Raw genomic sequence first — 21,039 nt, 5'->3', positions numbered from 1 at the left:
GATAGGTCATCGGCGAGCCGCGATTTCCGTGGCTCCCGCAGGTCAGGGCCTTGTGGTTCCCCTTGCGGACGGTGTCCTCGGTACCGAAACCAGTCCTAGCTCAATCCATCCATCCACACCCTGAGGTGAACGGCGTGGCCCTTCCGCCCCTTACCCCTGAACAGCGCACCGCCGCGCTCGCCAAGGCCGCCGAGGCTCGCCGGGAGCGCGCCGAGGTCAAGAACCGGCTCAAGCACTCCGGCGCCTCCCTGCACGAGGTGATCAAGGCCGGCAAGGCCGACAACGACGTGATCGGCAAGATGAAGGTCTCGGCTCTGCTCGAGTCCCTTCCCGGCGTCGGCAAGGTCCGCGCCAAGCAGATCATGGAGCGCCTCGGCATCAGTGAGAGCCGGCGTGTCCGCGGCCTCGGTACGAACCAGATCGCTTCCCTGGAGCGGGAGTTCGGCGGTGGCGCCGCCTGACCGTGCCCCCGTGGTCCCAGGATCCCCCGCGATCCGGGATAATCGGTGCATGAGTGAGCGTCCGCGGCTGACCGTGCTCTCCGGCCCTTCGGGGGTCGGCAAGAGCACGGTCGTCGCTCATATGAGGAAGATGCACCCCGAGGTCTGGCTCTCGGTGTCGGCGACGACCCGGCACCCGAGGCCCGGCGAGAAGAACGGGGTCCAGTACCACTTCGTCGACAACGACGAGTTCGACAAGCTGGTCGCCAACGGCGAGCTGCTGGAGTGGGCCGAGTTCGCCGGGAACCGTTACGGGACCCCGCGTGCGGCCGTGCAGGAGAAGCTGGAGCGCGGCGAGCCGGTGCTGCTGGAGATCGACCTCCAGGGCGCCCGGCAGGTGCGCGAGTCGATGCCCGAGGCGCAGCTGGTCTTCCTGGCCCCGCCGAGCTGGGACGAGCTGGTCCGCCGGCTGACCGGCCGGGGCACCGAGTCGCAGGACGTGATCGAGAAGCGGCTGGCGGCGGCCAAGATCGAGCTCGCGGCCGAGCCCGAGTTCGACACGACCCTTGTCAACACCTCGGTCGAGCAGGTAGCGGCCGAACTGCTAGCCTTGCTCGGTGTAGCCTGACCTGTCTGTCTTTTCCACCCTTTCGGAAGGTTTTAGCGTGTCCTCTTCCATGACCGCGCCCGAGGGCATCATCAACCCGCCGATCGACGAGCTGCTCGAGGCCACCGACTCCAAGTACAGCCTCGTGATCTACGCCGCCAAGCGCGCGCGCCAGATCAACGCTTACTACTCCCAGCTCGGCGAGGGCCTGCTGGAGTACGTCGGCCCGCTGGTCGACACCCACGTGCACGAGAAGCCGCTGTCGATCGCGCTGCGCGAGATCAACGCGGGCATGCTGACCGCCGAGGCGGTCGAGGCTGCCTGAGGCGGTCGCTGAATTTCCGGGAGGGCCCGGCGGAATCGTTTCCGCCGGGCCCTCCGGCGTTCCCGGCGCCGGAGCGCGGTGCGGAGCGCCGTACGGGGTCGGGCCGGGGCGCTGTGCGGGGCGGGGCCGGGGGGCCGTAGGGTGGGCGCGTTCCCGATGCGGAGCCCGATGCGGAGAAAGGCCGGTAGATGACTCTGAGTGCGGACGCCCCCCGCGTGGTCCTCGGCGTGAGCGGCGGGATCGCCGCGTACAAGGCGTGCGAGCTGCTGCGCCGCTTCACCGAGTCCGGCCACCAGGTCACCGTGGTGCCGACCGCGGCCGCGCTGCACTTCGTCGGCGAGGCGACCTGGGCCGCGCTGTCCGGCCGCCCGGCCGCCACCGAGACCTGGGAGCGCGTGCACGAGGTGCCGCACGTGCGGATCGGGCAGCAGGCCGACCTGGTCGTGGTCGCCCCGGCCACCGCCGACCTGATCGCCAAGGCCGCCCACGGCCTCGCCGACGACCTGCTGACCAACACCCTGCTCACCGCCCGCTGCCCGGTGGTGCTGGCGCCCGCCATGCACACCGAGATGTGGGAGCACCCGGCTACCCGGGACAACGTCGCCACGCTGCGCCGCCGGGGCGTGATCGTGCTGGAGCCGGCCGTCGGGCGGCTGACCGGCAAGGACACCGGCAAGGGCCGGCTGCCCGAGCCCTCCGCGATCTTCGAGGCGTGCAAGGCCGTGCTGCGCCGCGGCGGGCCGGTGCCGACCGACCTGGCCGGCCGGCACGTGGTGGTCTCGGCCGGCGGCACCCGGGAGCCGCTGGACCCGGTGCGCTACCTGGGCAACCGCTCCTCCGGCAAGCAGGGCTACGCGCTCGCCGTGACGGCCGCGGCGCGCGGGGCCCGGGTGACGCTGCTCTCGGCCAACGCCGAGCTGCCGGACCCGGCCGGGGTGGACGTGGTGCACGTCTCGACCGCGCTGGAGCTGCGCGAGGCGGCGCTGGAGGCGGTCAAGGACGCGGACGCCGTGGTGATGGCCGCGGCGGTGGCGGACTTCCGGCCCGCCGAGTACGCCACCGGCAAGATCAAGAAGGTCGAGGGGGTCGAACCGGCCGCGGTCGCGCTGGTCCGCAATCCGGACATCCTGGCCGAGCTCTCGGCCCACCGGGCCCGTTCGGGCCAACTGGTGGTGGGTTTCGCGGCGGAGACGGACGACGTGCTCGCCAACGGCCGCGCCAAGCTCGCGCGCAAGGGCTGTGACCTGCTGGTCGTGAACGAGGTGGGCAACGGCAAGGCCTTCGGCACGGACGTCAACGAGGCCGTGGTGCTGGGCTCGGACGGCAGCGAGACGGCCGTTCCGGTCGGCCCGAAGGAGGCGCTCGCGGACGTGGTCTGGGACCTGGTCGCAAAGCGGCTGGAAACAGGCGGCAACTGATCGGATTCGCTCGCGCGGCGGTCGAGAAATCCTGAAGCGGGTGACGTTCGGCGGAACCAGACCGTTAGACTCCAGGAATCAAGTCTTTCCGGAGTTCCCCGGTACGAGCCGGGGAACTTCAGTCAGCAGCCGCTGCAACCCCAGGGAGCGCTGTGTCTCGCCGCCTGTTCACCTCGGAGTCCGTGACCGAGGGACACCCCGACAAGATCGCTGACCAGATCAGCGACACCATCCTTGACGCTCTCCTGCGGGAGGACCCGACGTCCCGGGTCGCCGTGGAGACGCTCATCACCACCGGCCAGGTGCACGTGGCCGGCGAGGTGACCACCAAGGCGTACGCGCCGATCGCCCAGCTCGTCCGGGACAAGATCCTGGAGATCGGCTACGACAGCTCCAAGAAGGGCTTCGACGGCGCCTCCTGCGGCGTGTCGGTGTCCATCGGTGCCCAGTCGCCCGACATCGCGCAGGGCGTCGACACCGCGTACGAGGCACGGGTCGAGGGTTCCACCCAGGGGGACGGCGCTGACGACCTGGACAAGCAGGGCGCCGGTGACCAGGGCCTGATGTTCGGCTACGCGTCCGACGAGACGCCCGAGCTCATGCCGCTGCCGATCACCCTGGCGCACCGCCTCTCCCGCCGCCTGACCGAGGTGCGCAAGAACGGGACCATCCCCTACCTGCGCCCCGACGGCAAGACCCAGGTCACCATCGAGTACGACGGCGACAAGGCCGTCCGCCTCGACACCGTGGTCGTCTCCACCCAGCACGCCAGTGACATCGACCTGGAGTCGCTGCTCACCCCGGACATCCGCGAGTTCGTCGTCGAGCCGGAGCTGAAGGCGCTGGCCGAGCAGGGCATCAAGCTGACCACCGAGGGCTACCGCCTGCTGGTCAACCCGACCGGCCGCTTCGAGATCGGCGGCCCGATGGGCGACGCCGGCCTCACCGGCCGCAAGATCATCATCGACACCTACGGCGGCATGGCCCGCCACGGCGGCGGCGCCTTCTCCGGCAAGGACCCGTCCAAGGTGGACCGCTCGGCCGCGTACGCGATGCGCTGGGTGGCGAAGAACATCGTCGCCGCCGGCCTCGCCCGCCGCGCCGAGGTGCAGGTCGCGTACGCGATCGGCAAGGCCGAGCCGGTCGGCCTGTTCGTGGAGACCTTCGGCACCGAGTCGGTGCCGGTCCTCGCGATCCAGAAGGCCGTCTCCGAGGTCTTCGACCTCCGCCCGGCCGCGATCATCCGCGACCTGGACCTGCTGCGCCCGATCTACTCCCAGACCGCCGCGTACGGCCACTTCGGCCGTGAGCTGCCGGACTTCACCTGGGAGCGCACCGACCGCGTGGAGCAGCTGAAGGCCGCCGTCCAGGACTGACGTCCTGAGCCCGGCGCCCGAGCGTCGGCCCGTAGCGTTCTGACGCTCGGCCCGTAGCGCCCGGAAGCGGCGCCCGTCCCCGTTCGGGGGTGGGCGCCGCTTCGTGCATTGTCGGTGTGACCTGGTAGTACTTGGTGGCGATGAGCAGCACAGGGGAGAACGGGGCCGCCGAGCCGGAGCAGCTGGCGTTCATCCGGGAGACGGTCAAGCGGGCCAAGCCGCGCACCTGGCACGGGGCCAAGCGGGCCGAGCACCTGCCGGTGGCCCGGGTCGTGGTGGACAAGGGCGTGCTCACCATCGACAAGTTCTTCGACTACGCGGTGCCGGCCGCCATGGCCGAGGAGGCCCAGCCCGGGGTGCGGGTGCGGGTGCGGTTCGGGGCGCGGGTGGTGAAGGGCCAGCGCGAGGGCGGGGAACTGCACGACGGGTTCATCGTCGCCCGGCTGGAGAAGAGCGACTTCGCCGGCCCGCTCGCCCCGCTGGCCCAGGTGCTCTCGCCCGAGCCGGTGCTCACCCCGCAGCTGCTGCGGCTGTGCCGGACCGTCGCCGACCGGTACGCCGGGACGCTGGCCGACGTGCTCCAGCTGGCCGTCCCGCCCCGGCACGCCAAGGCCGAGGCCGAACCCTCGCCGCCGCCGCTGCCGCGCCCGGCCGCCCCGGCCCCCGGAGGCTGGCAGCGCTACCCCGCCGGGCCCGACTTCCTCGCCTCGCTCACCGCCGGCGGCTCGCCGCGCGCGGTCTGGGCGGCGCTGCCCGGGCCCGGCTGGCCGTACGAGATCGCGCGCGCCGTGGCCGCGACCCTGGCCGGCGGGCGCGGGGCGCTGGTCGTGCTCCCGGAGGGGCGCTCGGTGGCCCGGGTCGACCAGGCGCTGACCGAACTGCTCGGCCCCGGGGCGCACGTGGCGCTGGAGGCCGACCTCGGCCCGCGCGAGCGGTACAAGCGCTGGCTCGCGGTGAGCCGGGGCTCGGTGCGCGCCGTGATCGGGACCAGGGCCACCATGTTCGCGCCGGTCCGGGACCTCGGGCTGGTCGTCGTCTGGTCGGACGGCGACGGCAGCCACAGCGACCCGCGCGCCCCGCACCCGCACGTGCGCGAGGTGGCGCTGCTGCGGGCCGCCGACGAGGGCGCCGCGGTGCTGCTCGGCGGGCACGCGGTGACGGTGGAGGGCGCGCAGCTGGTCAGCACCGGCTGGGCGCGCCCGCTGGTCGCGGACCGCGAGACGGTGCGGCAGGCCGCGCCCCGGGTGCGGACCGTCACCGACCAGGACCAGCACCGGGACGCCGCCGCCCAGGCCGCCCGGCTGCCCTCGGTGGCCTGGGAGGCCGCCCGGGAGTCGCTGGCCGCCGGGCACCCGGTGCTCATCCAGGTGCCCCGGCGCGGCTACGTGCCCCGGCTGGCCTGCGGGCGCTGCCGGACCCCCGCCCGCTGCCGGCGCTGCGAGGGGCCGCTGGAGGCGCCCTCGGCGGACGCCACGCTGTGCTGCGGCTGGTGCGGGGAGCCGGAGAACGACTGGCACTGCCCCGAGTGCGGGTCCTTCCGGCTGCGGGCCCAGGTGGTCGGGGCCCGGCGGACGGCGGAGGAGCTGGGCAAGGCGTTCCCGCGCATCCCGGTGCGGACCTCGGGCCGGGATGCGGTGCTGGCCACCGTGCCGGACGAACCCTCCCTGGTGATCTCCACGCCCGGCGCGGAACCGGTGGTCGAGGGCGGCGGCGGGTACGGGGCCGTACTGCTGCTGGACGGCTGGGCGCTGCTCGGCCGGCCGGACCTGCGGGCGGGGGAGGAGACGCTGCGGCTCTGGCTCACGGCGGCCGCGCTGGCGCGGCCCTCGACGGAGGGCGGGACGGTGGTCGTGGTCGCCGAGCCCTCGGCCCGCCCGGTGCAGGCACTGGTCCGGTGGGATCCGCTGGGGCACGCCGGGCTGGAGCGGGACGAACGGGCGCAGCTGCACTTCCCGCCGGTGTCCCGGATGGCCTCGGTGAGCGGCAGCCCCTCGGCGGTCGCGGACCTGCTGAACCTGATCCGGCTGCCGGAGGAGGCGGACGTGCTCGGGCCGGTGCCCTCGCCGGCGCTGCGGGGGGAGGAGCAGGAGCGGGCGCTGCTGCGGGTGCCGCCCGGGCAGGGGGCCGCGCTGGCGGCGGCGCTCAAGGCGGCGCAGATCGCGCGGATCGCGCTGCGGACGGCGGAGCCGGTGCGGGTGCGGGTGGATCCGACGGACATCGGCTGAGACGGACATCGGTTGAGGGGCGGGGTTCGGGGGCTTCGGGGGCTCGCGGGTGGGTGCGTCGCGTCCGGGGGCTTGGGGACCGGCGGCCCGGCGGGGCGGGGTGAGTGGGCCACCCCGCCCCGGACGGCCCGGGTGCGTGGCTCGGTCAGCCGCGCAGCGGGATGCCGGGTCGGTCCGCCTGGGGGCGGTCGACGGGGGTGCTGCGGTCGGTCGTGGCGCGGTCGACGGGGGTGCGGTCGATCGTGGTGCGGTCGATGCCGGGGCGGTCCAGCGGGCCCCGGTCCAGCGCGCCCCGGTCGATGCCGGCGCGGTCGATGCCGGTTCGGTCGATGGGCGTGCGGTCGATCGTGGTGCGGTCCATCGGCGTGCGGTCGATGCCGGTGCGGTCGATCGTGGCGCGCTCCAGGGCGCGACCGTCCAGGCCGCCCTGGCGGGCCGCCGGGACGGTCGTGGCCAGTCCGGTGCGCTCGGTGCCCGTGGGCAGCTCCTCGGAGCGGTCCGGACGGGCCTGGCCCGGGACGGCGCCGCTCGCGGCGAGGAGTTCGCTGGTCGGCCGGCGCATCCCGTAGCGCCGGTGCACCGCCTGCTTGGTGACCCCGAGGGCGGAGCCCACCGAGTCCCAGGAGAACCCCAGCGCCCGGTCGAACTCGACCGCCGCCGCCACCAGGGTCTCCACGCTCTCCCGCAGCTCCTGTGCCAGGCGCACGGTCGGCGCCGGCGCCCGCCCGTACACCACGAAGCCGGCCGAGGTGCTCGGTCGGCGCGGACGGTAGACGTTGCCCAGTTGAGCGGTGAGCGTCCGCAGCGCGTCGACCTGCCGCCTCACCCGCTCGATGTCCCGCACCAGCAGGTGCAGGCTCGCCCGCGCCCGGGCGTCGTGGTTGATCTGCTCGGCCATGGCCTACGTGCCACCTTCCGTACGGTTCAGCTCGGCCGGGACGCGGTGTCCCGTGCGCCCGGCCCCGGTCAATCTCTCTTGACCAACGCCGAAGCGGGGGCCGGGGTAACGCGGCTCGGCACAGTCGGGGCGTGCCGGGCGGCGATCCGGCGCCTATCCGGCGCCTATCCGGCGCCGATTCGGGCCCTGAGGCGGTGCCGGTCAGGGCTCCGGGGAAGCCCTCGGCGGGCGGCCGCGCGGGTTGCATAGACTGGCGGGTGAACCAGCCGCCGACCGCAGCCCGCGCCCCTACGGACAGGAGCCCGTACCCCGTGGCGATCCAGCCGATCCGTCTCTTCGGAGACCCCGTCCTGCGGTCCACCGCCCAGCCGGTGACCACCTTCGACAAGGAACTGCGCAAGCTGGTCGGCGACCTCACCGACACCATGCTGGACGCCCCCGGCGCCGGCCTCGCCGCGCCGCAACTCGGCGTCTCGCTGCGGGTGTTCACGTACCACGTGGACGGCGTCACCGGGCACCTGATCAACCCGGACCTGTCGCTGAGCGAGGAGGAGCAGGACGGCCCCGAGGGCTGCCTGTCGCTGCCGGGCCTGCGCTACGACACCACGCGCGCGTACGGCGTGGTGGCCAAGGGCTTCAACATGTACGGCGATCCGGTGACGGTGGAGGGCACGCAGTTGCTCGCCCGGTGCATCCAGCACGAGACCGACCACCTGGACGGCATCATCTTCATCGACCGGCTGGACCGCGAGCAGCGCAAGGCCGCGCTGAAGGCGATCCGGGAGGCGGACTGGGGCGCCGGGCCGGCCCCGGTGGTCAAGGTCTCGCCGCACAGCACCTTCGGTTCCGCCCGCTGAGTTCCGTCGGTTCCGGCGGCCCCGGTCGTTGTCGGTCTTCGTTGGTTTCTTGAACTTCCGTTTGCAGAAAGGCACTTGATGCGTCTCGTCTTCGCCGGCACCCCCGAGGTCGCCGTTCCCGCCCTGGACGCCCTGCTCGCCTCGGACCGGCACGAGGTCGTCGCCGTGGTCACCCGCCCCGACGCCCCGGCCGGGCGCGGGCGCAAGCTGGTCGCCAGCCCCGTCGCCCAGCGCGCCGAGGAGGCCGGGATCGAGGTCCTCAAGCCGGCGAAGCCCAGCGACCCGGACTTCGTCGCCCGGCTCACCGAACTCGCCCCCGACTGCTGCCCGGTGGTCGCCTACGGCGCGCTGCTGCGCCCCGGCACCCTGGAGATCCCCAAGCACGGCTGGGTCAACCTGCACTTCTCGCTGCTGCCCGCCTGGCGCGGCGCGGCCCCGGTCCAGCACGCGGTGCTGGCCGGCGACGAGGTCACCGGCGCGTCCACCTTCCTGATCGAGCAGGGCCTGGACTCCGGCCCGGTCTACGGCGTGATCACCGAGGAGATCCGCTCGACCGACACCAGCGGCGAGCTGCTCACCCGGCTCTCCCTCTCCGGTGCGCGGCTGCTCGCGGCCACCATGGACGGCATCGAGGACGGCTCCCTGCACGCCGTGCCGCAGCCGGCCGAGGGCGTCACGCTCGCGCCGAAGATCAGCGTCGAGGACGCGCGGATCGACTGGAGCCACCCCGCGCTGCGGATCGACCGGGTGGTGCGCGGCTGCGCGCCGGCGCCGGGGGCCTGGACGGAGTTCCGGGGTGAGCGGCTGAAGGTCACCGGGCCGGTCAGGCTGCTGCCGGACTCCACCGAGCTGGCGCCGGGAGAGGTCGCGATGGCGGGCAAGAACAGCGTCCGGGTCGGGACCGGCAGCCACGACATCGAGCTCGGGGAGGTGCGTCCGCAGGGGAAGAAGGAGATGCGGGCCGCCGACTGGGCCCGGGGCGCGCGCCTGGAGGCGGGGGAGCGCTTCGGGGGCTGACGCTCCGGTTTGGCGCTACTGTTCGTTTGAGATCGTCCGTGTTCGTTCGACTTCGTTGTCGTCCGATTGCGTTGTCGTCCGAGTTCGTTGCTAACCACCGTTCGTTGATAACCACCGCAGCACCTTGAGGCACCTGTGACCACCCCCAGCGCCAAGCGCGCCCCCCGCCCGCACCGCCGCCCGAAGAAGGACCCGGCCCGGATCGTCGCGTTCCGCGCGCTGCGTGCCGTCGACGAGCGCGACGCGTACGCCAACCTGATCCTGCCCTCGCTGCTCCGCGAGGCCGAGCAGAAGGGCATGGACCGGCGCGACGCCGCCCTCGCCACCGAGCTGGTCTACGGCACCCTGCGCCTGCAGGGCACCTACGACGCGGTCATCGCCGCCTGCATCGACCGGCCGCTCGGCAAGGTCGACCCGCCGGTGCTGGACGTGCTCTCGCTCGGCGCCCACCAGCTGCTCACCACCCGCATCCCCAGCCACGCGGCCGTCTCGGCGACCGTCGAGCTGGCCCGGGTGGTGCTCGGCGACGGCAAGGCCAAGTTCGTCAACGCCGTGCTGCGCCGGATCAGCGCCCACGACCTGGACGCCTGGATCGAGAAGGTCGCCCCGCCGTACGACAAGGACGCCGAGGACCACCTGGCGGTCGTGCACTCGCACCCGCGCTGGGTGGTCTCCGCGCTCTGGGACTCGCTCGGCCGCTGGCAGCCGGACGCCTCCGGGCGCGCCGCGATGGAGGAGCTGCTGCGGGCCGACAACGAGCGGCCCGAGGTCACCCTGGTCGCCCGCCCCGGCCGGGCCACCGTCGACGAGCTGGCCGACGCGCTCCCCGAGGCCGAACCGGGCCGCTGGTCCCCGTTCGCCCTGCGGCTCGCCGAGGGCGGCGACCCGGGCGCCGTCGCGGCCGTGCAGGAGAACCGGGCGGGCGTGCAGGACGAGGGCAGCCAGCTGGTCGCGCTGGCACTGGCCGCGGCGCCGCTGGACGGGCCGGACCGGCTCTGGCTGGACGGCTGCGCGGGCCCCGGCGGCAAGGCCGCGCTGCTCGGCGCGCTGGCCGCCGAGCGGGGCGCGGCGCTGGTCGCGAGCGAGAAGCAGCCGCACCGGGCCCGGCTGGTGGCACGGGCGCTGGCGGGCAACCCCGGCCCGTACACCGTGATCGCGGCCGACGGGACGCGCCCGGCCTGGCGGTCCGAAGGCTTCGACCGGGTGCTGGTCGACGTGCCGTGCTCCGGCCTCGGCGCGCTGCGCCGCCGCCCGGAGGCGCGCTGGCGGCGCCGGCCGGCGGACATCGCGGCCTTCGGCCCGCTCCAGCGGGACCTGCTGCGTTCGGCCATCGAGGCCACCCGGGTCGGCGGCGTGGTCGGCTACGCGACCTGCTCGCCGCACCTCGCGGAGACCCGGGCGGTCGTGGACGACGTGCTGCGGGCCGAGGGCGGCCGGGTCGAGTGGATCGACGCGCGCCCGCTGCTGCCCGGCGTCCCGGCGCTCGGCGACGGGCCGGACGTGCAGCTGTGGCCGCACCTGCACGGGACGGACGCGATGTACCTGGCGCTGCTGCGGCGTACCGCCTGACGGCGGGGTGCCGATGCCGCCTCCCCGGTCGGGGTCGCTTCCCCGGCCGGGGTCGTCACCTCGGCGGGGGTCGTCGCTTCGGCGGGGAGGCCGGCCGGGCGGCTCCGGCAGGTGAACCGCCGCCTGTCCGGGCGGGGTTGACGCGGCGTCGGATGTCGGCTTCCATGGCTGCTGTGTAGCCGCTCGGCTGCATGATCTTTGGGGGGCAGGCTTCGTCGCGTCGAGCGGCGGAAGCCGGGGAAGCAACCCCACAAGACATGCGGCGCGATGCGGCTGTTTCGTTGTGTGGAGTCGGATCCTCGGCGCTGCCCTCCCCGGCCGTGGGAGGCGGCAGTGTCATCGGAGATTCGACATTCGACGAGGGAGCCTGCCGGTTCACGGGGTGACGGTGGTGCCGGGACGGACGGCCGCGCGCTCGATCTGATCGCCCTGATGTCGATCCTGGCGGTGTGCACCCTGATCTGCCTGCTGGCCGGTACGGGGGCGCTCCAGGCGGTCATCGGTGCGGCGGGCATCCTGTTCGCCGCCTGGCGGACACCGCGGGGCTCCGGGCGGGAGGAGGGGCGTCGGCGCGGGCCCCGTGGGTGAGGCGGGGGCGGCCGCGGCCGTGGGCGGCTTGCATCTCCCGTAGGGGGAGGTAGCAGGGTGGTGGCCATGAACGGCGACGCGCTCTGGACGATCGGTGAGCTGGCCCGGCGCACGGGGCTGACGGTCAAGACCGTCCGCTTCTACTCGGACCAGGGGATCGTGTCGCCGGCCGACCGCAACCCGGCCGGCCACCGGCGGTACGGCCCCGAGGCCGTCGCACGCCTCGAAGCAGGCCCTCTCTTTCGGACCACGCCGGGTGCACGACGCCGGAGCACGCACCTCGCCGCGTTGTCGTCGGTCGCCGATGCTCCGCATGGACTCCCTCCTCCGCCTTGCGATGCACGCACTCCGACGCCGCGCGCTGATCCGACGTGGTCCGAAAGAGAGGACCTAATCCACACCCTGCGGGAACTCGGGCTCGGACTACCCGCGATCCGACGGGTGGTGGAGCGTGAACTGACGCCGGCCGACGTCGCCGCCGCGCAGGCGGAGGCGATCGACCTCCAGATCCGGGTGCTGCGGCTGCGGCGGGCGGTGCTCGGGGCGGTGGCCCGGCTCGGTTCCACACCTGAGGAGTTGACGCTCGTGCACCGGTTGGCCCGGCTCACGGAGGATGAACGGGGACGCCTGATCGGGGAGTTCCTGACGGGGGTGTTCGGCGGGATCGAAGACGGCGGGATCGAAGACGGCGGGGTCGGGGGCGGCGGGCGGTTGGCCGCGGTGGCGCGCTCGTTGACGCCGGAGTTGCCGGGGGAGCCGTCGGTCGAACAGATCGAGGCCTGGGTGGAGTTGGCGCAGCTGGCGGGGGACGCCGGGTTCCGGGCGCTGCTGCGCGGGCTCGCCGAGGCGGAGGCCGCGGAGGCGGCCGGAACGGGGCTGCCGAGGCCCGGACTGGCGGTGGCGGTGCGGGAGTTGGCCGGGCCGGCGGTCGCGGCCGGGGTGGAGCCCGGGTCGGCGGAGGCGGCGGCGGTCGTCGCGGTGCTGGCGGAGCGGTACGGGCGGTGCTGCGCGGGGGCGGTGCCGGGGGATGCCGGGGCGGTGCGCGACCGGTTGGCGGAGCGGCTGGGGGCGATGGCCGATCCGCGGCGGGAGCGGTACCTGGAGCTGCTGGCGGTGGTCAACGGTTGGGCCGCGCCGGAGAGTTGGGCGGCCGAGGTGGACTGGGCGGTGCGCGCGGTGGCGTGAGTCGGGGCTGCTCGGCGGTGGGGCGGCGAGGTGGCGAGGTGGTGGGGCGGTGGGGCCGTGGGGTGGTGGGTCTGTACGGCTACCGGCGGGTGGGGCCGGAGAAGGTGGTGAGGAAGGCGTGGGCCTGGGCGCGGAGGTGGTCGACCGGCGGGTCCTCGCAGATCACCTCCAGGCCGAGTCCGGTGGCCCGGCCCAGGTCGTAGTAGGACTGGTAGGCGAGGTACGGGCGGTGGTCGTCGGTGGGGTCGAGGCCGACGGCGAAGGTCGCGAAGTGGGGCTGCGGCCCGCCCGGGGCGGGGGCCGGCCCGCTGCGGGAGAGCTGCCACTCGAACTCGTACGGCTCGGGTTCGGCGGGCAGGTCCAGCAGGGCCTGGGCGAGCCGGCGGACCTCGTCCGGGTTCGCGAAGGGGATCGACTCCGACGAGGAGGGGGCCGAGGCGAGCAGTTCCCAGGCGTCGCCGTTGTGGCCGACGGTCAGGGCCCACTCGCCGCTCGGGTCCTGCCAGCGGCAGCTGATGATCGGGTCCACGGCGGTCAACCTCCCTGTGGCGCTGGATCGTTCGTACCTCATCATGGTGGCACACCGGTCGCTGCGGGGGCCTCGGCCGCGAGCCGTCCTCGGGCCCGTTGCCAGGCTTCCTGGAGCGTGCGGCAGCCGTGGCCCGCTCCGGGTGCGCCCTGCGGGGCGGGTCGGTCAGCCGGTCAGTCGGCGGCGGGGGCCGGGTGCCAGGGGCGGTCGGGGCGCGTCTGGACCGGGGCGGAGGTGAGGCGCAGCGCGTACACCTCGCGGTCGGTGGCCTCGTACGGGACCTGGCCGAGGTACTCGTGGCCGGTCAGGTGGCACCAGGCGGGGAGGTCGAGCGGGGCGGCGGGGTCGGTGGTGTGGATGTGGACCACCGCGCCGGCGGGGAGGTGCGCGATCCGGGCGCGCAGCCGGAGCAGGAGCTGGACGCAGAGCAGGCCGGTGCCGTCGATGGTGAGGTCGGGGGCGTTCGGGGCGTCGGGGGCGGCGGTTTCGGGGGCGGTCATCGGGGCGTCTCCTGGGTGATGTGCCAGAGGCGGCGGGGCAGTTCGCCCTCCTCGAAGGGGTGGACGTCGGTCAGGTGCCAGCCTTCGGCGAGCCTGTCCACCAGCTCGCGGGGGAAGAAGTGGACGGCGAAGCCGCCGTGCTCCCAGATGTCGTCCCCGTGGCCGGTGCCGGCGCCGTAGTGGGCGTCGCCGGTGTGGCGGACGGTGTGGACGAGGGTGCCGCCCGGGCGCAGGACCCGGCGGACCTCGGCGACGAGCGCCTCGATCTCCCCGGTGGAGAGCGCCATGCAGAGCAGCATGTGGGCGAAGACCGCGTCGACGGAGGCGTCGGGGAGGGACAGCGGGTCGCGGACGTCGTGGGTGAGGACCGAGAGCCGGTCGGCCAGGCCCTGGTCCGCCGCGGTGGCGCGCAGCTGCTCCAGGCCGGTCGGGCTGAAGTCGGCGGCCAGCACGCGGAAACCCGCCCGGGCGAAGTGCAGCGCGTCGCGTCCGTGACCGGCGCCGAGTTCCAGCACCTCCCGGGCCCCGGCGGCGGCGAACACTCCGGCGGCGTACTCGGCGGGGGCGGAGGGCCGCTCGCCGTACATCCCCGGGTTGGCGGTGTAGGTCTGCTGCCAGTGCGCGCGTTGGGCGTCCGCGAGGGCGCGCTCCGGGCCGGGCCCGGTGTCGGGGGTGTCGGTCATGGTGCGGCCCTTCGCGGGGTGGGGTGGTGCGGGTGGTGCGGGTGGTGCGGGTAGTGCCGGTTGTTGCGGATGGCACGGGGGGTGCCCTGTGGTGCGGGGCCAGCCTAGGACGTGGGCTCGGGCGGAGGGTGTGGCGGGGTGCGGAAGGGCGTGCGCGGGGGCGGTGAGGCGGGCGGATCAGCCGAGGTGCCGGCCCGGGGCGGTGCCGCCGAGGCGGGTGAGCAGGGTGGACAGCCGGCCGAGGTCCTCGGCGCTCCACTGCTCCGCCGCGAAGTGCTCGGCGGCGACCTTGCGGGCGGTGTACAGCATCTCGGCGAGCCGCTCGCGGCCGGTCGGGGTGAGGGCGGCGTAGGTGACCCGGGCGTCGCGGGCGGCGGCCTCGCGGGCGACCAGGCCGATCCGCTCCAGCGGTGCGAGGCCGCGGGTCACGCCGGAGGCGGTGAGCCCGAGGGCCTCGGCGAGGTCGACCCGGCGCATCCGGCCGCCGGGGGCCTGGGAGAGGTGGAGCAGCATGGTGAAGTCGGCCAGGCTGACGCCGTGCAGGCGGCTGAGGCCCGCGTCGAAGCGCTTGACCACGGCGGTCTGGGCGCGGACCAGCCGCAGGGCGGTGTCCAGGGGATCGGGGCTCGGGCTCGTTGCGGCCGGTGCGGTCGCGGCCCGGTCCACCTGGTCCGGCTGCTGCTGGTCTGAACGCTGATGGTCTGGACGCTCTGTCATTGCCACCTCCTTGACTGCTCAAGTATAGCGCCAGGGCGAGCCGTCAAGGAGGTGGCGGAGGGGGGAGGGGAGGGGTGGGTCAGTGCGCGGTGTTGGCGGCGCGGCGCTGACGCTTGCCGAGCGGGGCCTGGGAGAGGTCCTCGGCCTGGGAGCGGAGGTTCTTGTAGCCGTAGCCGCGTTCGATGAGCCAGTCCCGCGCCGACTGCTCGGCCCGCTCGGTGGCCTCCAGGATGTCCTCCTCGGCCTCGCCCTCGTCGAGGAAGCGGAAGGTGAAGGCGGCCCGGGCGGAGACGTCGTAGCTGAGGTGGCCCTCGCGGGTGAAGGCGGCGCGCAGCACGTCGTGCTCGGGGGCGGCGGCGAGCAGTTCGGCACGCTGGTCGGCGGTGAGGCCGTCGAAGACGCCGCGCACCATGATGCGGAAGGTTCGAGTGGTCATCCCCCGACCATAGGCAGTGCGGGCCGCCGACCGCCAACGTGATTCCTGGGCCGGGCGCTTCTCGGTGACGGTCGGTGGTCGCGGGCCTCCTTGGGCGCCCGTAGGCGGTCGTCGGGTGGTTGCCGGTGGTGGTGGGCGCCGGTCAGGCGGGGGTGAGTACTTCGGCGAGCTCGTCCGCGTACCGGGTGAGCCGGTCGAGCCCGGGGCCTCCTCGGGCGAGCCGGAAGCCGTGCCGCCGACCGTGGAAGGCGGCCTGGACGGCGTGGAGTTGGGTCCAGCGGCGGAGGCGTTCGCGGTCCAGCTCGGCGGCCTCGGCGAAGACGTCGAGCGCGCGGAGGAGTGCGCGCTGCCGGTCCTGCGCGTCGAGCAGCGTCAGGGCGTGGACCTTGAGCAGGGTGCCGCCGTCGTAGGCGCGGTCTCCCACGTAGCCCTTGGGGTCCACGGCCAGCCAGGGTTCGCGCTCCGCCCGCAGGATGTTGCGGGGGTGGAGGTCCCCGTGGACGAGCACGTCCGGCTGGGTGCGGGCGAGTTCGCGGACGGTCGCGAGGGCGGCGCCGACCGTGCGGGCCGGCAGGGGGTGGGAGAGGGAGGCCGCGTCGGCGCGCAGGGCGGCCTCCCATTCCGCGGCCTGCTCGCTCAGCCGGGGCAGGCCCGGGGGCGCCGGGACGGCGAGCCGCCGGCTGAGCCGCCCGGCGACCGTCGGCACCTCGTCGGTGTCCCGGGCCTCCGCGAGCGTGGTCGGGCTCGCCCGTTCGAGCAGCATCGCGAAGCGCTCGTCGTCCCGTTCGTAGAGCCGGACGGCGCCCCGGCCCGCCCACACCGCGAAGGCGTCCGGCTCGTGCACGTTGCCGGGGTGGGGGAACGAGACCTTCAGTACGGCCACGCGCTCGGCCGCCTGCCGGACCGGGAGGATCAGGCCGACCCCGCCGTGGGTGGCGGCGCCGTCCGGCACGCAGCCCCAGCGTTCCAGCAGCTCGGCGGCGAGGCCGGGGAGTTCGGCGATCCAGGCCGCGCCGGGGGCTCCCTCACGGTCGATGGTGGTGCGGGCGAGCCCGCCGGGGATGCTGATCATCTGCTTCCTTTCGACGGTGGGGGGAGGGTGCTGGTGTGGCTTGCCGGTTCGGTCCGGTCCGGTCGGGCTCAGGGGGCGAAGGGGCCGAAGGTCGTGGCGGCGAGGCGGAGCGCCGGTGCCGGGGTGCCGCTCCCGGCGCCGACGGAGTAGACCAGCCGCCTGCGCAGGTCCGGGGTGGTGAAGAAGCCGTCGGAGTACCCGAGGTCGTGCCCGGTCTTGCCCCAGAGCACCGTGCCGTCCCGCAGCGGGACGGCCATCAGTCCGGCGCTGTAGCAGGCCCGACCCTTGTCCGGACCGAACAGGCACTCGCCCGCTCCGCGTACGGGCACCAGCCGGCCGGAGGCGTCGCGCGGCAGGGTGAGCAGGTCGTGCAGCTGCTGCGGAGGCAGGAGTTCGCCGTCGAGCAGGGCGCGCAGGAACCTGTCCAGGTCGGCCGGGGTGGACACCATCGACTCCGGGTTGCCGCCCTGCTCGGAGACGTCCGTCGGGGTGTCGGCGCTGTCGGGGACGTAGCCGGCCAGGTGGGGCTCGGGCATCGCGGGCCTGCCCTCCGTCACCTCGGTGTGCCGCAGGCCGAGCGGCTTCAGGATGCGGGCCGTCACCTCCTCCCTGATCGTGTGCCCCGTCACCTGCTCGATGATCCGGCCCGCCACCCGGTAGTTGAAGTTGTTGTACTCCTGCTCGCTGCCCGGATCGAAGGCCGGGCCGGCCTCCGGCAGGCCGCGCTCCGGGTGGGGCCGAAGCGTCCGCTGGACGACCAGGTCGAGCGTCTCGATCGCGAAGCGGTTGGCGATCAGTCCGTCGCGCTTCTCCAGCTCGGTGCCCTCGAGTTCCGGGCCCTCGACGGCCTGCGGAAGTCCGCTGGTGTGGTCGAGGAGTTGACGGACGGTGATCGGCAGCGTGAAGCTCGCGGGCAGCGTGCCGGGCAGGTACTGCTGGACGGTGCCGTCCAGGGAGATCCGCTGCTCGGCGGCGAGTTGGAGCAGCACCGCGGCGACGAAGGTCTTGTTGATGCTGCCGATCCGGAACGCCGCGTCCGGCGCCACCGGCCGCCCGCTCGCCCGCTCGCCGGATCGTCGGCGCTGCCGCGCCAGACCAGGCCGTCGGCCGTCACCCGGGCGACCGCGCCCGCCACCGGGTCGCCCGGCCGGGCGGCGATCGCGGCGTCGAGGGCGGCCGGATCGAGGACAGCCGGACCGAGAGCGGCCGGAGCAGGCGTGGCGGCGAAGGCGGGTGCGGTGGATGCGGACGCCGCCGCGAGGAGCAGGGCGGCGAGGCCCCGCGCGAGGGTGGCGGGTTTGCTGACGGCCATGTGCCCTCCGAAGCGGGTGGGACGGCTGTGGGGCGGAGCGATCCGCCCTGGAGAACACGCGGCTGACGGTCATTCAGTTGCACACGACCGGTGCGAAGGCGGAGAGCGCGGGCACGGAACACGGTGGGGACTCCCTTCCACGGCGGCCCGGGTGGCCACCGTCGCGATGCCCCCAAGAGTGATCGCCGGAAGCCCCTTCGCGCATGTGCCGTTCGGCAGGAATCCGGCGGGAAAGCGGCCGGGCCTCCCCTGCCGATCGGCAGGGGAGGCCCGGGGTGCGGACGCGGACCACACGGGAGGCGGGACGCGACAGCGATTGGGGGAGCGCCGGCTACACCCGCGCCGGCAGCCGGGTGCAGACCGCCCCCGCCACCAGCGGAGCGGGCTCGGCGCCCAGGACGCCGAGGGTGAAGGCGGTGGTCAGCGCGCTGATGTCGCGGGACTCGCGGAGCAGCAGGTGGTTGGCGCCCGGGGCCTCGTACCGCGCGAGGTCCGGGACGACCCGCCGGGCGCGCAGCGCGTACTCCAGGGACTGGGTGGCGCTGGCCGAGCTGTGGTCCCCGGTGCCGTGGACGATCAGCACCCGCCGCCCGGCCAGCTGGTCGACCGGGTCGCCGCTGGGCAGCCACGGCGCGATCCCGGCCACGCCGACCACCGAGGGGTGCCCGGCGCACCAGAAGGCGGCGCGCCCGCCCAGCGAGTTGCCGATCAGCACGACGGGTGCGCCCGGGTAGAGCCGGGCCAGCTCGTCGAGCGCCCAGCGGGTGTCGACGGCGGTGTCGGCGTCCGCGTCGTTCCAGCCGCCGTGGCGGTAGCGCAGCAGGTGCACCGCGAGGCCGTGCGGCCGGCCGCGGTCGGTGAGCTCGGTGGCCAGGTCCCGCAGGCCCAGCTCGGCGACCCGCATCGGTGCGCGCCGACTGCGGAGGAACCCGCCCGGCAGCAGCAGGGCGACGCCGGTGACCGGCTCCTCGCCCCGTCGTGGGGTCAGCTCTGCGGTGCGCGGACGCTGCGCTCGGAACACGCGAATTCCCTCCTGATGTGTACAGGCGGATTCTACGGTTCCGAGGAGGGGTCGCGGTGCGCGAGCAGGGACCACAGGACCCAGCCGGAGACCCGGGTGCGCTCCACCATGACCTTCGCCCAGCGGGCGCCGAGCGGTGAGGTCCAGGTGTCCACGACCTCGACCCGGTCACCCGAACGGGCGAGTCCGATGACGGTCTCCTCGCCGAAGTGGTCGACCCGGACGTTGGCGGCGTTGGCCGACACCTCCCACCAGCCCGCACCGGGCTCGGGCGGCAGGTCGGTGCCCGCCGTGACGGCCGTCGGGATCAGCAGGATGCCCAGCGCGACCACGGTGGCCGCCGCACGGCCGATCACGGCCACGGGGACCTCCGTGCGGTGGTCCGCGCGGTGCCGCGGACGGGCAGCGGTGGTGGCGTCGGGATCAGGGGAGGCATGTACAGCAGAACGAGCCGACCGGGCGTGCGCGTACAGTCCGGCGCCGAGGTTGACCCGGTCGGCGCAGCACGACGTGCGGACCCGGTGCCGCCGGTGCGCCGGCGGACGCCCGACGCATGTCAACTGTCCGGCCGTAGCGCGGGGTTGGCGCGCCCTGGCGGACGGCCGTCGAGTCGTCTGGCCGCGGCTCGGGGTGCGGACAGGCCCGGTCGGGCGGGGCGGTCACACGGCCCGGTCACAAGGGGCGGTCACAGGGGGCGGTCACTCCGGGCGCTGCTCCGCCAGGAGCTTCGCCCGGGTCTCCCGGACGAACGCCGCGACGACGTCCGCGTCGGCGAGCACGCGGGTGACGACCCGTCCGCCCCGGCCCGGTCCGGTGCGCTCCGTGATCCGCAGCTCGCGCGTGTCCTCGGCGCTGATGTCCTGGAGGTCGCTCCACAGCAGCGGGGCCGTGGGGTGGTCGTCGTCGGGGTCGAGGAGGAGCCCCGCGGGCAGCACGGCGAGCACCGTCCCGAACAGGACGTGTCCCTCCTCCTCGAACCGCTCGTGCAGCGGCGCGGTGTAGCGCGGCAGCAGGCCCGCGCGGATGGCCTCGGCCAGCCCCGGTTCGTAGCGGCCCGCCAGTTTCGAGACCACGAAGGGGGTTTCGCGGCCGCGCGCCAGGATGAGGACGCGGCCGAAGTGCTCGACGCTCAGGTTGCCGCGGAACTCCATCCGGGAGGGTATGTACTCGTAGCTCTCGATGGCGTCCCAGGGCAGGGCGCGGAAGTCGCCGCCGGCGTGGTGGAGGACGAGGCCGCCCTGGTAGCGCGCCACGGCGACCAGCCCGGAGCGCGGCGGGACCTTCTGGTAGGCCACGGCGGCCGCTGCCACGGCGGCGACCGCGAGGGCAGCACCCCACCAGGTCCAGCCGGAGGCGGCGAGGACGAGGATGCCGGGCAGCCCCAGGCCCCACTTGCCCACGCCGTCGCCGATCCGGCGGCTCGTCCGGTACAGCCGCCGCCGTTCGCCCAGGCCCGCCTCGGCCGCGACCTCGTCGCAGCGGGTGGCACCACTCATCGCTGACTCCCCTCGGCTGTGGAGCGCGCCAGTCTAGTCAGGGTGGTCGGACAGCCGGTCGGGGCGGCCGGGTGGTCGGGCCGGGTGGGTGGTGAAATCCCTTGCCCGCAAAGGCTGGTAACACTGTTTCTGATCGGTTACGTTGTTACCCATGAGCACGCCCTACCAGGACGCGCAGCGGGTCGGCCAGGATGCCGTACGCGCCGTGATCCTCGACCGCGCCATCTCCCTCCTCGTCGCCGAAGGCCCCGCCGCGCTGACCGTGCGCCGGATCGCCGCCGAGATCGGCTCCTCGACCAAGGTGCTGTACACGATGTTCGGCGGGAAGGAGGGGCTGCTCGACGCGCTGTACCGGGAGGGCTTCGCACGGTTGCGCCGGGCGCAGGAGCAAGTCCCGCGCGGGAGCGACCCGTTGGAGTACCTGACCGAGCTCGGCCGCGCCTACCGGGAGCGGGCCGTCGCCGAACCCGCCTACTACCGCGTGATGTTCGAGCAGCCGGTGCCCGGATTCCGGCCCAGTGCCGAGGCGTTGGCCCTGGCCGACGGCGCGTTCGGCGCCTCGGTGGCCGCCGTCGAGGCCTGCATGGCGGCCGGGGTCTTCCGGCCCGGCGACGCCCTGGAGGTCTCCAACCTCTTCTGGGCGGCCACCCACGGCGCGGTGAGCCTGGAGCTCGCCGGCCACTTCGCGTCGGCCGAGGCCGGGGCGCGCTACGAGGCGCTGATGGCCGCACTGGGGCGGGCGTTCGGCGCCGGTTCGTGAACGAGTCC

Annotated in this window: 22 protein-coding genes and 2 pseudogenes; 13 read left to right on the top strand and 11 right to left on the bottom strand. The window is 74.4% G+C overall.

Annotated elements, in window-relative coordinates; genetic code table 11:
* The first annotated feature begins 134 nt into the window (after positions 1 to 134).
* The 6 genes from mihF (at position 135) to ACWDCZ_RS20305 (ending at position 6,391) form a co-directional block, all read left to right on the top strand.
* Positions 135 to 461, top strand: a complete 327-nt coding sequence (mihF, locus tag ACWDCZ_RS20330) for an integration host factor, actinobacterial type (RefSeq protein ID WP_030056187.1) — start codon at positions 135 to 137, stop codon at positions 459 to 461.
* Between the two features lie 49 nt (positions 462 to 510).
* Positions 511 to 1,068, top strand: coding sequence for a guanylate kinase (gene gmk / locus ACWDCZ_RS20325; RefSeq protein ID WP_049651364.1), 558 nt, complete (start codon positions 511 to 513; stop codon positions 1,066 to 1,068).
* 37 nt (positions 1,069 to 1,105) lie between these two features.
* Positions 1,106 to 1,372, top strand: a complete 267-nt coding sequence (gene rpoZ / locus ACWDCZ_RS20320) for a DNA-directed RNA polymerase subunit omega (protein WP_030056185.1) — start codon at positions 1,106 to 1,108, stop codon at positions 1,370 to 1,372.
* A 188-nt stretch (positions 1,373 to 1,560) separates the two neighbouring features.
* Positions 1,561 to 2,790, top strand: coding sequence for a bifunctional phosphopantothenoylcysteine decarboxylase/phosphopantothenate--cysteine ligase CoaBC (gene coaBC / locus ACWDCZ_RS20315; protein ID WP_049651365.1), 1,230 nt, complete (start codon positions 1,561 to 1,563; stop codon positions 2,788 to 2,790).
* A 152-nt stretch (positions 2,791 to 2,942) separates the two neighbouring features.
* Positions 2,943 to 4,166: a methionine adenosyltransferase gene (metK, locus tag ACWDCZ_RS20310; RefSeq protein ID WP_049651366.1), complete on the top strand. Its 1,224-nt coding sequence runs from the start codon at positions 2,943 to 2,945 to the stop codon at positions 4,164 to 4,166.
* Positions 4,167 to 4,306: 140 nt separating this feature from the next.
* The gene (locus tag ACWDCZ_RS20305) at positions 4,307 to 6,391 is read left to right on the top strand and encodes a primosomal protein N' (protein WP_449816581.1); all 2,085 of its coding nucleotides are present in this window, start codon (positions 4,307 to 4,309) and stop codon (positions 6,389 to 6,391) included.
* A 430-nt stretch (positions 6,392 to 6,821) separates the two neighbouring features.
* Here ACWDCZ_RS20305 and ACWDCZ_RS20300 read toward each other — a convergent pair.
* A pseudogene (locus tag ACWDCZ_RS20300) lies at positions 6,822 to 7,289 on the bottom strand (hypothetical protein); the annotation flags it as partial.
* 311 nt (positions 7,290 to 7,600) lie between these two features.
* Here ACWDCZ_RS20300 and def point away from each other — a divergent pair.
* From def to ACWDCZ_RS20270, 6 genes and pseudogenes are all read left to right on the top strand, one after another.
* On the top strand, positions 7,601 to 8,146 hold the full coding sequence (def, locus tag ACWDCZ_RS20295; RefSeq protein WP_074002396.1) for a peptide deformylase: 546 nt from the start codon (positions 7,601 to 7,603) through the stop codon (positions 8,144 to 8,146).
* A gap of 78 nt (positions 8,147 to 8,224) precedes the next feature.
* Positions 8,225 to 9,163, top strand: coding sequence for a methionyl-tRNA formyltransferase (fmt, locus tag ACWDCZ_RS20290; protein WP_449816580.1), 939 nt, complete (start codon positions 8,225 to 8,227; stop codon positions 9,161 to 9,163).
* 135 nt (positions 9,164 to 9,298) lie between these two features.
* A complete protein-coding gene (locus ACWDCZ_RS20285; RefSeq protein ID WP_074002398.1) occupies positions 9,299 to 10,732 on the top strand; it encodes an RsmB/NOP family class I SAM-dependent RNA methyltransferase in 1,434 nt (477 codons plus the stop codon).
* A 432-nt stretch (positions 10,733 to 11,164) separates the two neighbouring features.
* Positions 11,165 to 11,320, top strand: coding sequence for a hypothetical protein (locus ACWDCZ_RS20280; protein WP_449816579.1), 156 nt, complete (start codon positions 11,165 to 11,167; stop codon positions 11,318 to 11,320).
* A gap of 66 nt (positions 11,321 to 11,386) precedes the next feature.
* Positions 11,387 to 11,545: pseudogene (locus ACWDCZ_RS20275) on the top strand (MerR family DNA-binding transcriptional regulator); the annotation flags it as partial.
* 216 nt (positions 11,546 to 11,761) lie between these two features.
* Positions 11,762 to 12,505 (top strand): MerR family transcriptional regulator, encoded by a 744-nt coding sequence (locus ACWDCZ_RS20270; RefSeq protein WP_449816582.1) that lies wholly within the window; start codon positions 11,762 to 11,764, stop codon positions 12,503 to 12,505.
* Positions 12,506 to 12,584: 79 nt separating this feature from the next.
* Here ACWDCZ_RS20270 and ACWDCZ_RS20265 read toward each other — a convergent pair whose 3' ends face one another.
* The 10 genes from ACWDCZ_RS20265 to ACWDCZ_RS20220 form a co-directional block, all read right to left on the bottom strand.
* Positions 12,585 to 13,034 (bottom strand): hypothetical protein, encoded by a 450-nt coding sequence (locus ACWDCZ_RS20265; RefSeq protein WP_049654244.1) that lies wholly within the window; start codon positions 13,032 to 13,034, stop codon positions 12,585 to 12,587.
* A gap of 173 nt (positions 13,035 to 13,207) precedes the next feature.
* A complete protein-coding gene (locus tag ACWDCZ_RS20260) occupies positions 13,208 to 13,534 on the bottom strand; it encodes a sulfurtransferase TusA family protein (protein WP_449816578.1) in 327 nt (108 codons plus the stop codon).
* Positions 13,531 to 14,217: a class I SAM-dependent methyltransferase gene (locus ACWDCZ_RS20255; protein ID WP_449816577.1), complete on the bottom strand. Its 687-nt coding sequence runs from the start codon at positions 14,215 to 14,217 to the stop codon at positions 13,531 to 13,533. The genes ACWDCZ_RS20260 and ACWDCZ_RS20255 overlap by 4 nt, the downstream gene beginning before the upstream one ends.
* A 177-nt stretch (positions 14,218 to 14,394) precedes the next feature.
* Positions 14,395 to 14,934, bottom strand: a complete 540-nt coding sequence (locus ACWDCZ_RS20250) for a MarR family winged helix-turn-helix transcriptional regulator (protein WP_375875508.1) — start codon at positions 14,932 to 14,934, stop codon at positions 14,395 to 14,397.
* Between the two features lie 79 nt (positions 14,935 to 15,013).
* A complete protein-coding gene (locus ACWDCZ_RS20245; RefSeq protein ID WP_375875509.1) occupies positions 15,014 to 15,370 on the bottom strand; it encodes a DUF6204 family protein in 357 nt (118 codons plus the stop codon).
* Positions 15,371 to 15,512: 142 nt separating this feature from the next.
* On the bottom strand, positions 15,513 to 16,442 hold the full coding sequence (locus tag ACWDCZ_RS20240) for an aminoglycoside phosphotransferase family protein (protein WP_449816576.1): 930 nt from the start codon (positions 16,440 to 16,442) through the stop codon (positions 15,513 to 15,515).
* Between the two features lie 68 nt (positions 16,443 to 16,510).
* Positions 16,511 to 17,488 carry a serine hydrolase domain-containing protein gene (locus ACWDCZ_RS20235; RefSeq protein ID WP_449816575.1) on the bottom strand — a complete coding sequence of 326 codons (978 nt, stop codon included), beginning with the start codon at positions 17,486 to 17,488 and terminating at the stop codon, positions 16,511 to 16,513.
* A gap of 597 nt (positions 17,489 to 18,085) precedes the next feature.
* Positions 18,086 to 18,775 (bottom strand): alpha/beta hydrolase, encoded by a 690-nt coding sequence (locus tag ACWDCZ_RS20230; protein WP_049654234.1) that lies wholly within the window; start codon positions 18,773 to 18,775, stop codon positions 18,086 to 18,088.
* 32 nt (positions 18,776 to 18,807) lie between these two features.
* Positions 18,808 to 19,137, bottom strand: a complete 330-nt coding sequence (locus tag ACWDCZ_RS20225; RefSeq protein ID WP_074002406.1) for a hypothetical protein — start codon at positions 19,135 to 19,137, stop codon at positions 18,808 to 18,810.
* A gap of 336 nt (positions 19,138 to 19,473) precedes the next feature.
* Positions 19,474 to 20,271: a hypothetical protein gene (locus ACWDCZ_RS20220; protein ID WP_449816574.1), complete on the bottom strand. Its 798-nt coding sequence runs from the start codon at positions 20,269 to 20,271 to the stop codon at positions 19,474 to 19,476.
* A 151-nt stretch (positions 20,272 to 20,422) separates the two neighbouring features.
* Here ACWDCZ_RS20220 and ACWDCZ_RS20215 point away from each other — a divergent pair, with 151 nt between their 5' ends.
* Positions 20,423 to 21,031 carry a TetR/AcrR family transcriptional regulator gene (locus ACWDCZ_RS20215; RefSeq protein ID WP_074002408.1) on the top strand — a complete coding sequence of 203 codons (609 nt, stop codon included), beginning with the start codon at positions 20,423 to 20,425 and terminating at the stop codon, positions 21,029 to 21,031.
* Positions 21,032 to 21,039: the final 8 nt, after the last annotated feature.

Source organism: Kitasatospora sp. NPDC001225 (assembly GCF_053597855.1).
Note: the sequence above shows the minus strand (reverse complement) of the source record. Positions and strands in the feature narration are given on the sequence as shown.

What these genes read in the sequence shown, in the direction of transcription:
- ACWDCZ_RS20250 (WP_375875508.1), bottom strand. Translation starts at nt 14,934, where the DNA reads ATGACAGAGCGTCCAGACCATCAGCGTTCAGACCAGCAGCAGCCGGAC.
- ACWDCZ_RS20255 (WP_449816577.1), bottom strand. Translation starts at nt 14,217, where the DNA reads ATGACCGACACCCCCGACACCGGGCCCGGCCCGGAGCGCGCCCTCGCG.
- fmt (WP_449816580.1), top strand. Translation starts at nt 8,225, where the DNA reads ATGCGTCTCGTCTTCGCCGGCACCCCCGAGGTCGCCGTTCCCGCCCTG.
- ACWDCZ_RS20305 (WP_449816581.1), top strand. Translation starts at nt 4,307, where the DNA reads ATGAGCAGCACAGGGGAGAACGGGGCCGCCGAGCCGGAGCAGCTGGCG.
- ACWDCZ_RS20240 (WP_449816576.1), bottom strand. Translation starts at nt 16,442, where the DNA reads ATGATCAGCATCCCCGGCGGGCTCGCCCGCACCACCATCGACCGTGAG.
- ACWDCZ_RS20220 (WP_449816574.1), bottom strand. Translation starts at nt 20,271, where the DNA reads ATGAGTGGTGCCACCCGCTGCGACGAGGTCGCGGCCGAGGCGGGCCTG.
- ACWDCZ_RS20215 (WP_074002408.1), top strand. Translation starts at nt 20,423, where the DNA reads ATGAGCACGCCCTACCAGGACGCGCAGCGGGTCGGCCAGGATGCCGTA.
- ACWDCZ_RS20280 (WP_449816579.1), top strand. Translation starts at nt 11,165, where the DNA reads ATGTCGATCCTGGCGGTGTGCACCCTGATCTGCCTGCTGGCCGGTACG.
- ACWDCZ_RS20245 (WP_375875509.1), bottom strand. Translation starts at nt 15,370, where the DNA reads ATGACCACTCGAACCTTCCGCATCATGGTGCGCGGCGTCTTCGACGGC.
- coaBC (WP_049651365.1), top strand. Translation starts at nt 1,561, where the DNA reads ATGACTCTGAGTGCGGACGCCCCCCGCGTGGTCCTCGGCGTGAGCGGC.
- gmk (WP_049651364.1), top strand. Translation starts at nt 511, where the DNA reads ATGAGTGAGCGTCCGCGGCTGACCGTGCTCTCCGGCCCTTCGGGGGTC.
- ACWDCZ_RS20260 (WP_449816578.1), bottom strand. Translation starts at nt 13,534, where the DNA reads ATGACCGCCCCCGAAACCGCCGCCCCCGACGCCCCGAACGCCCCCGAC.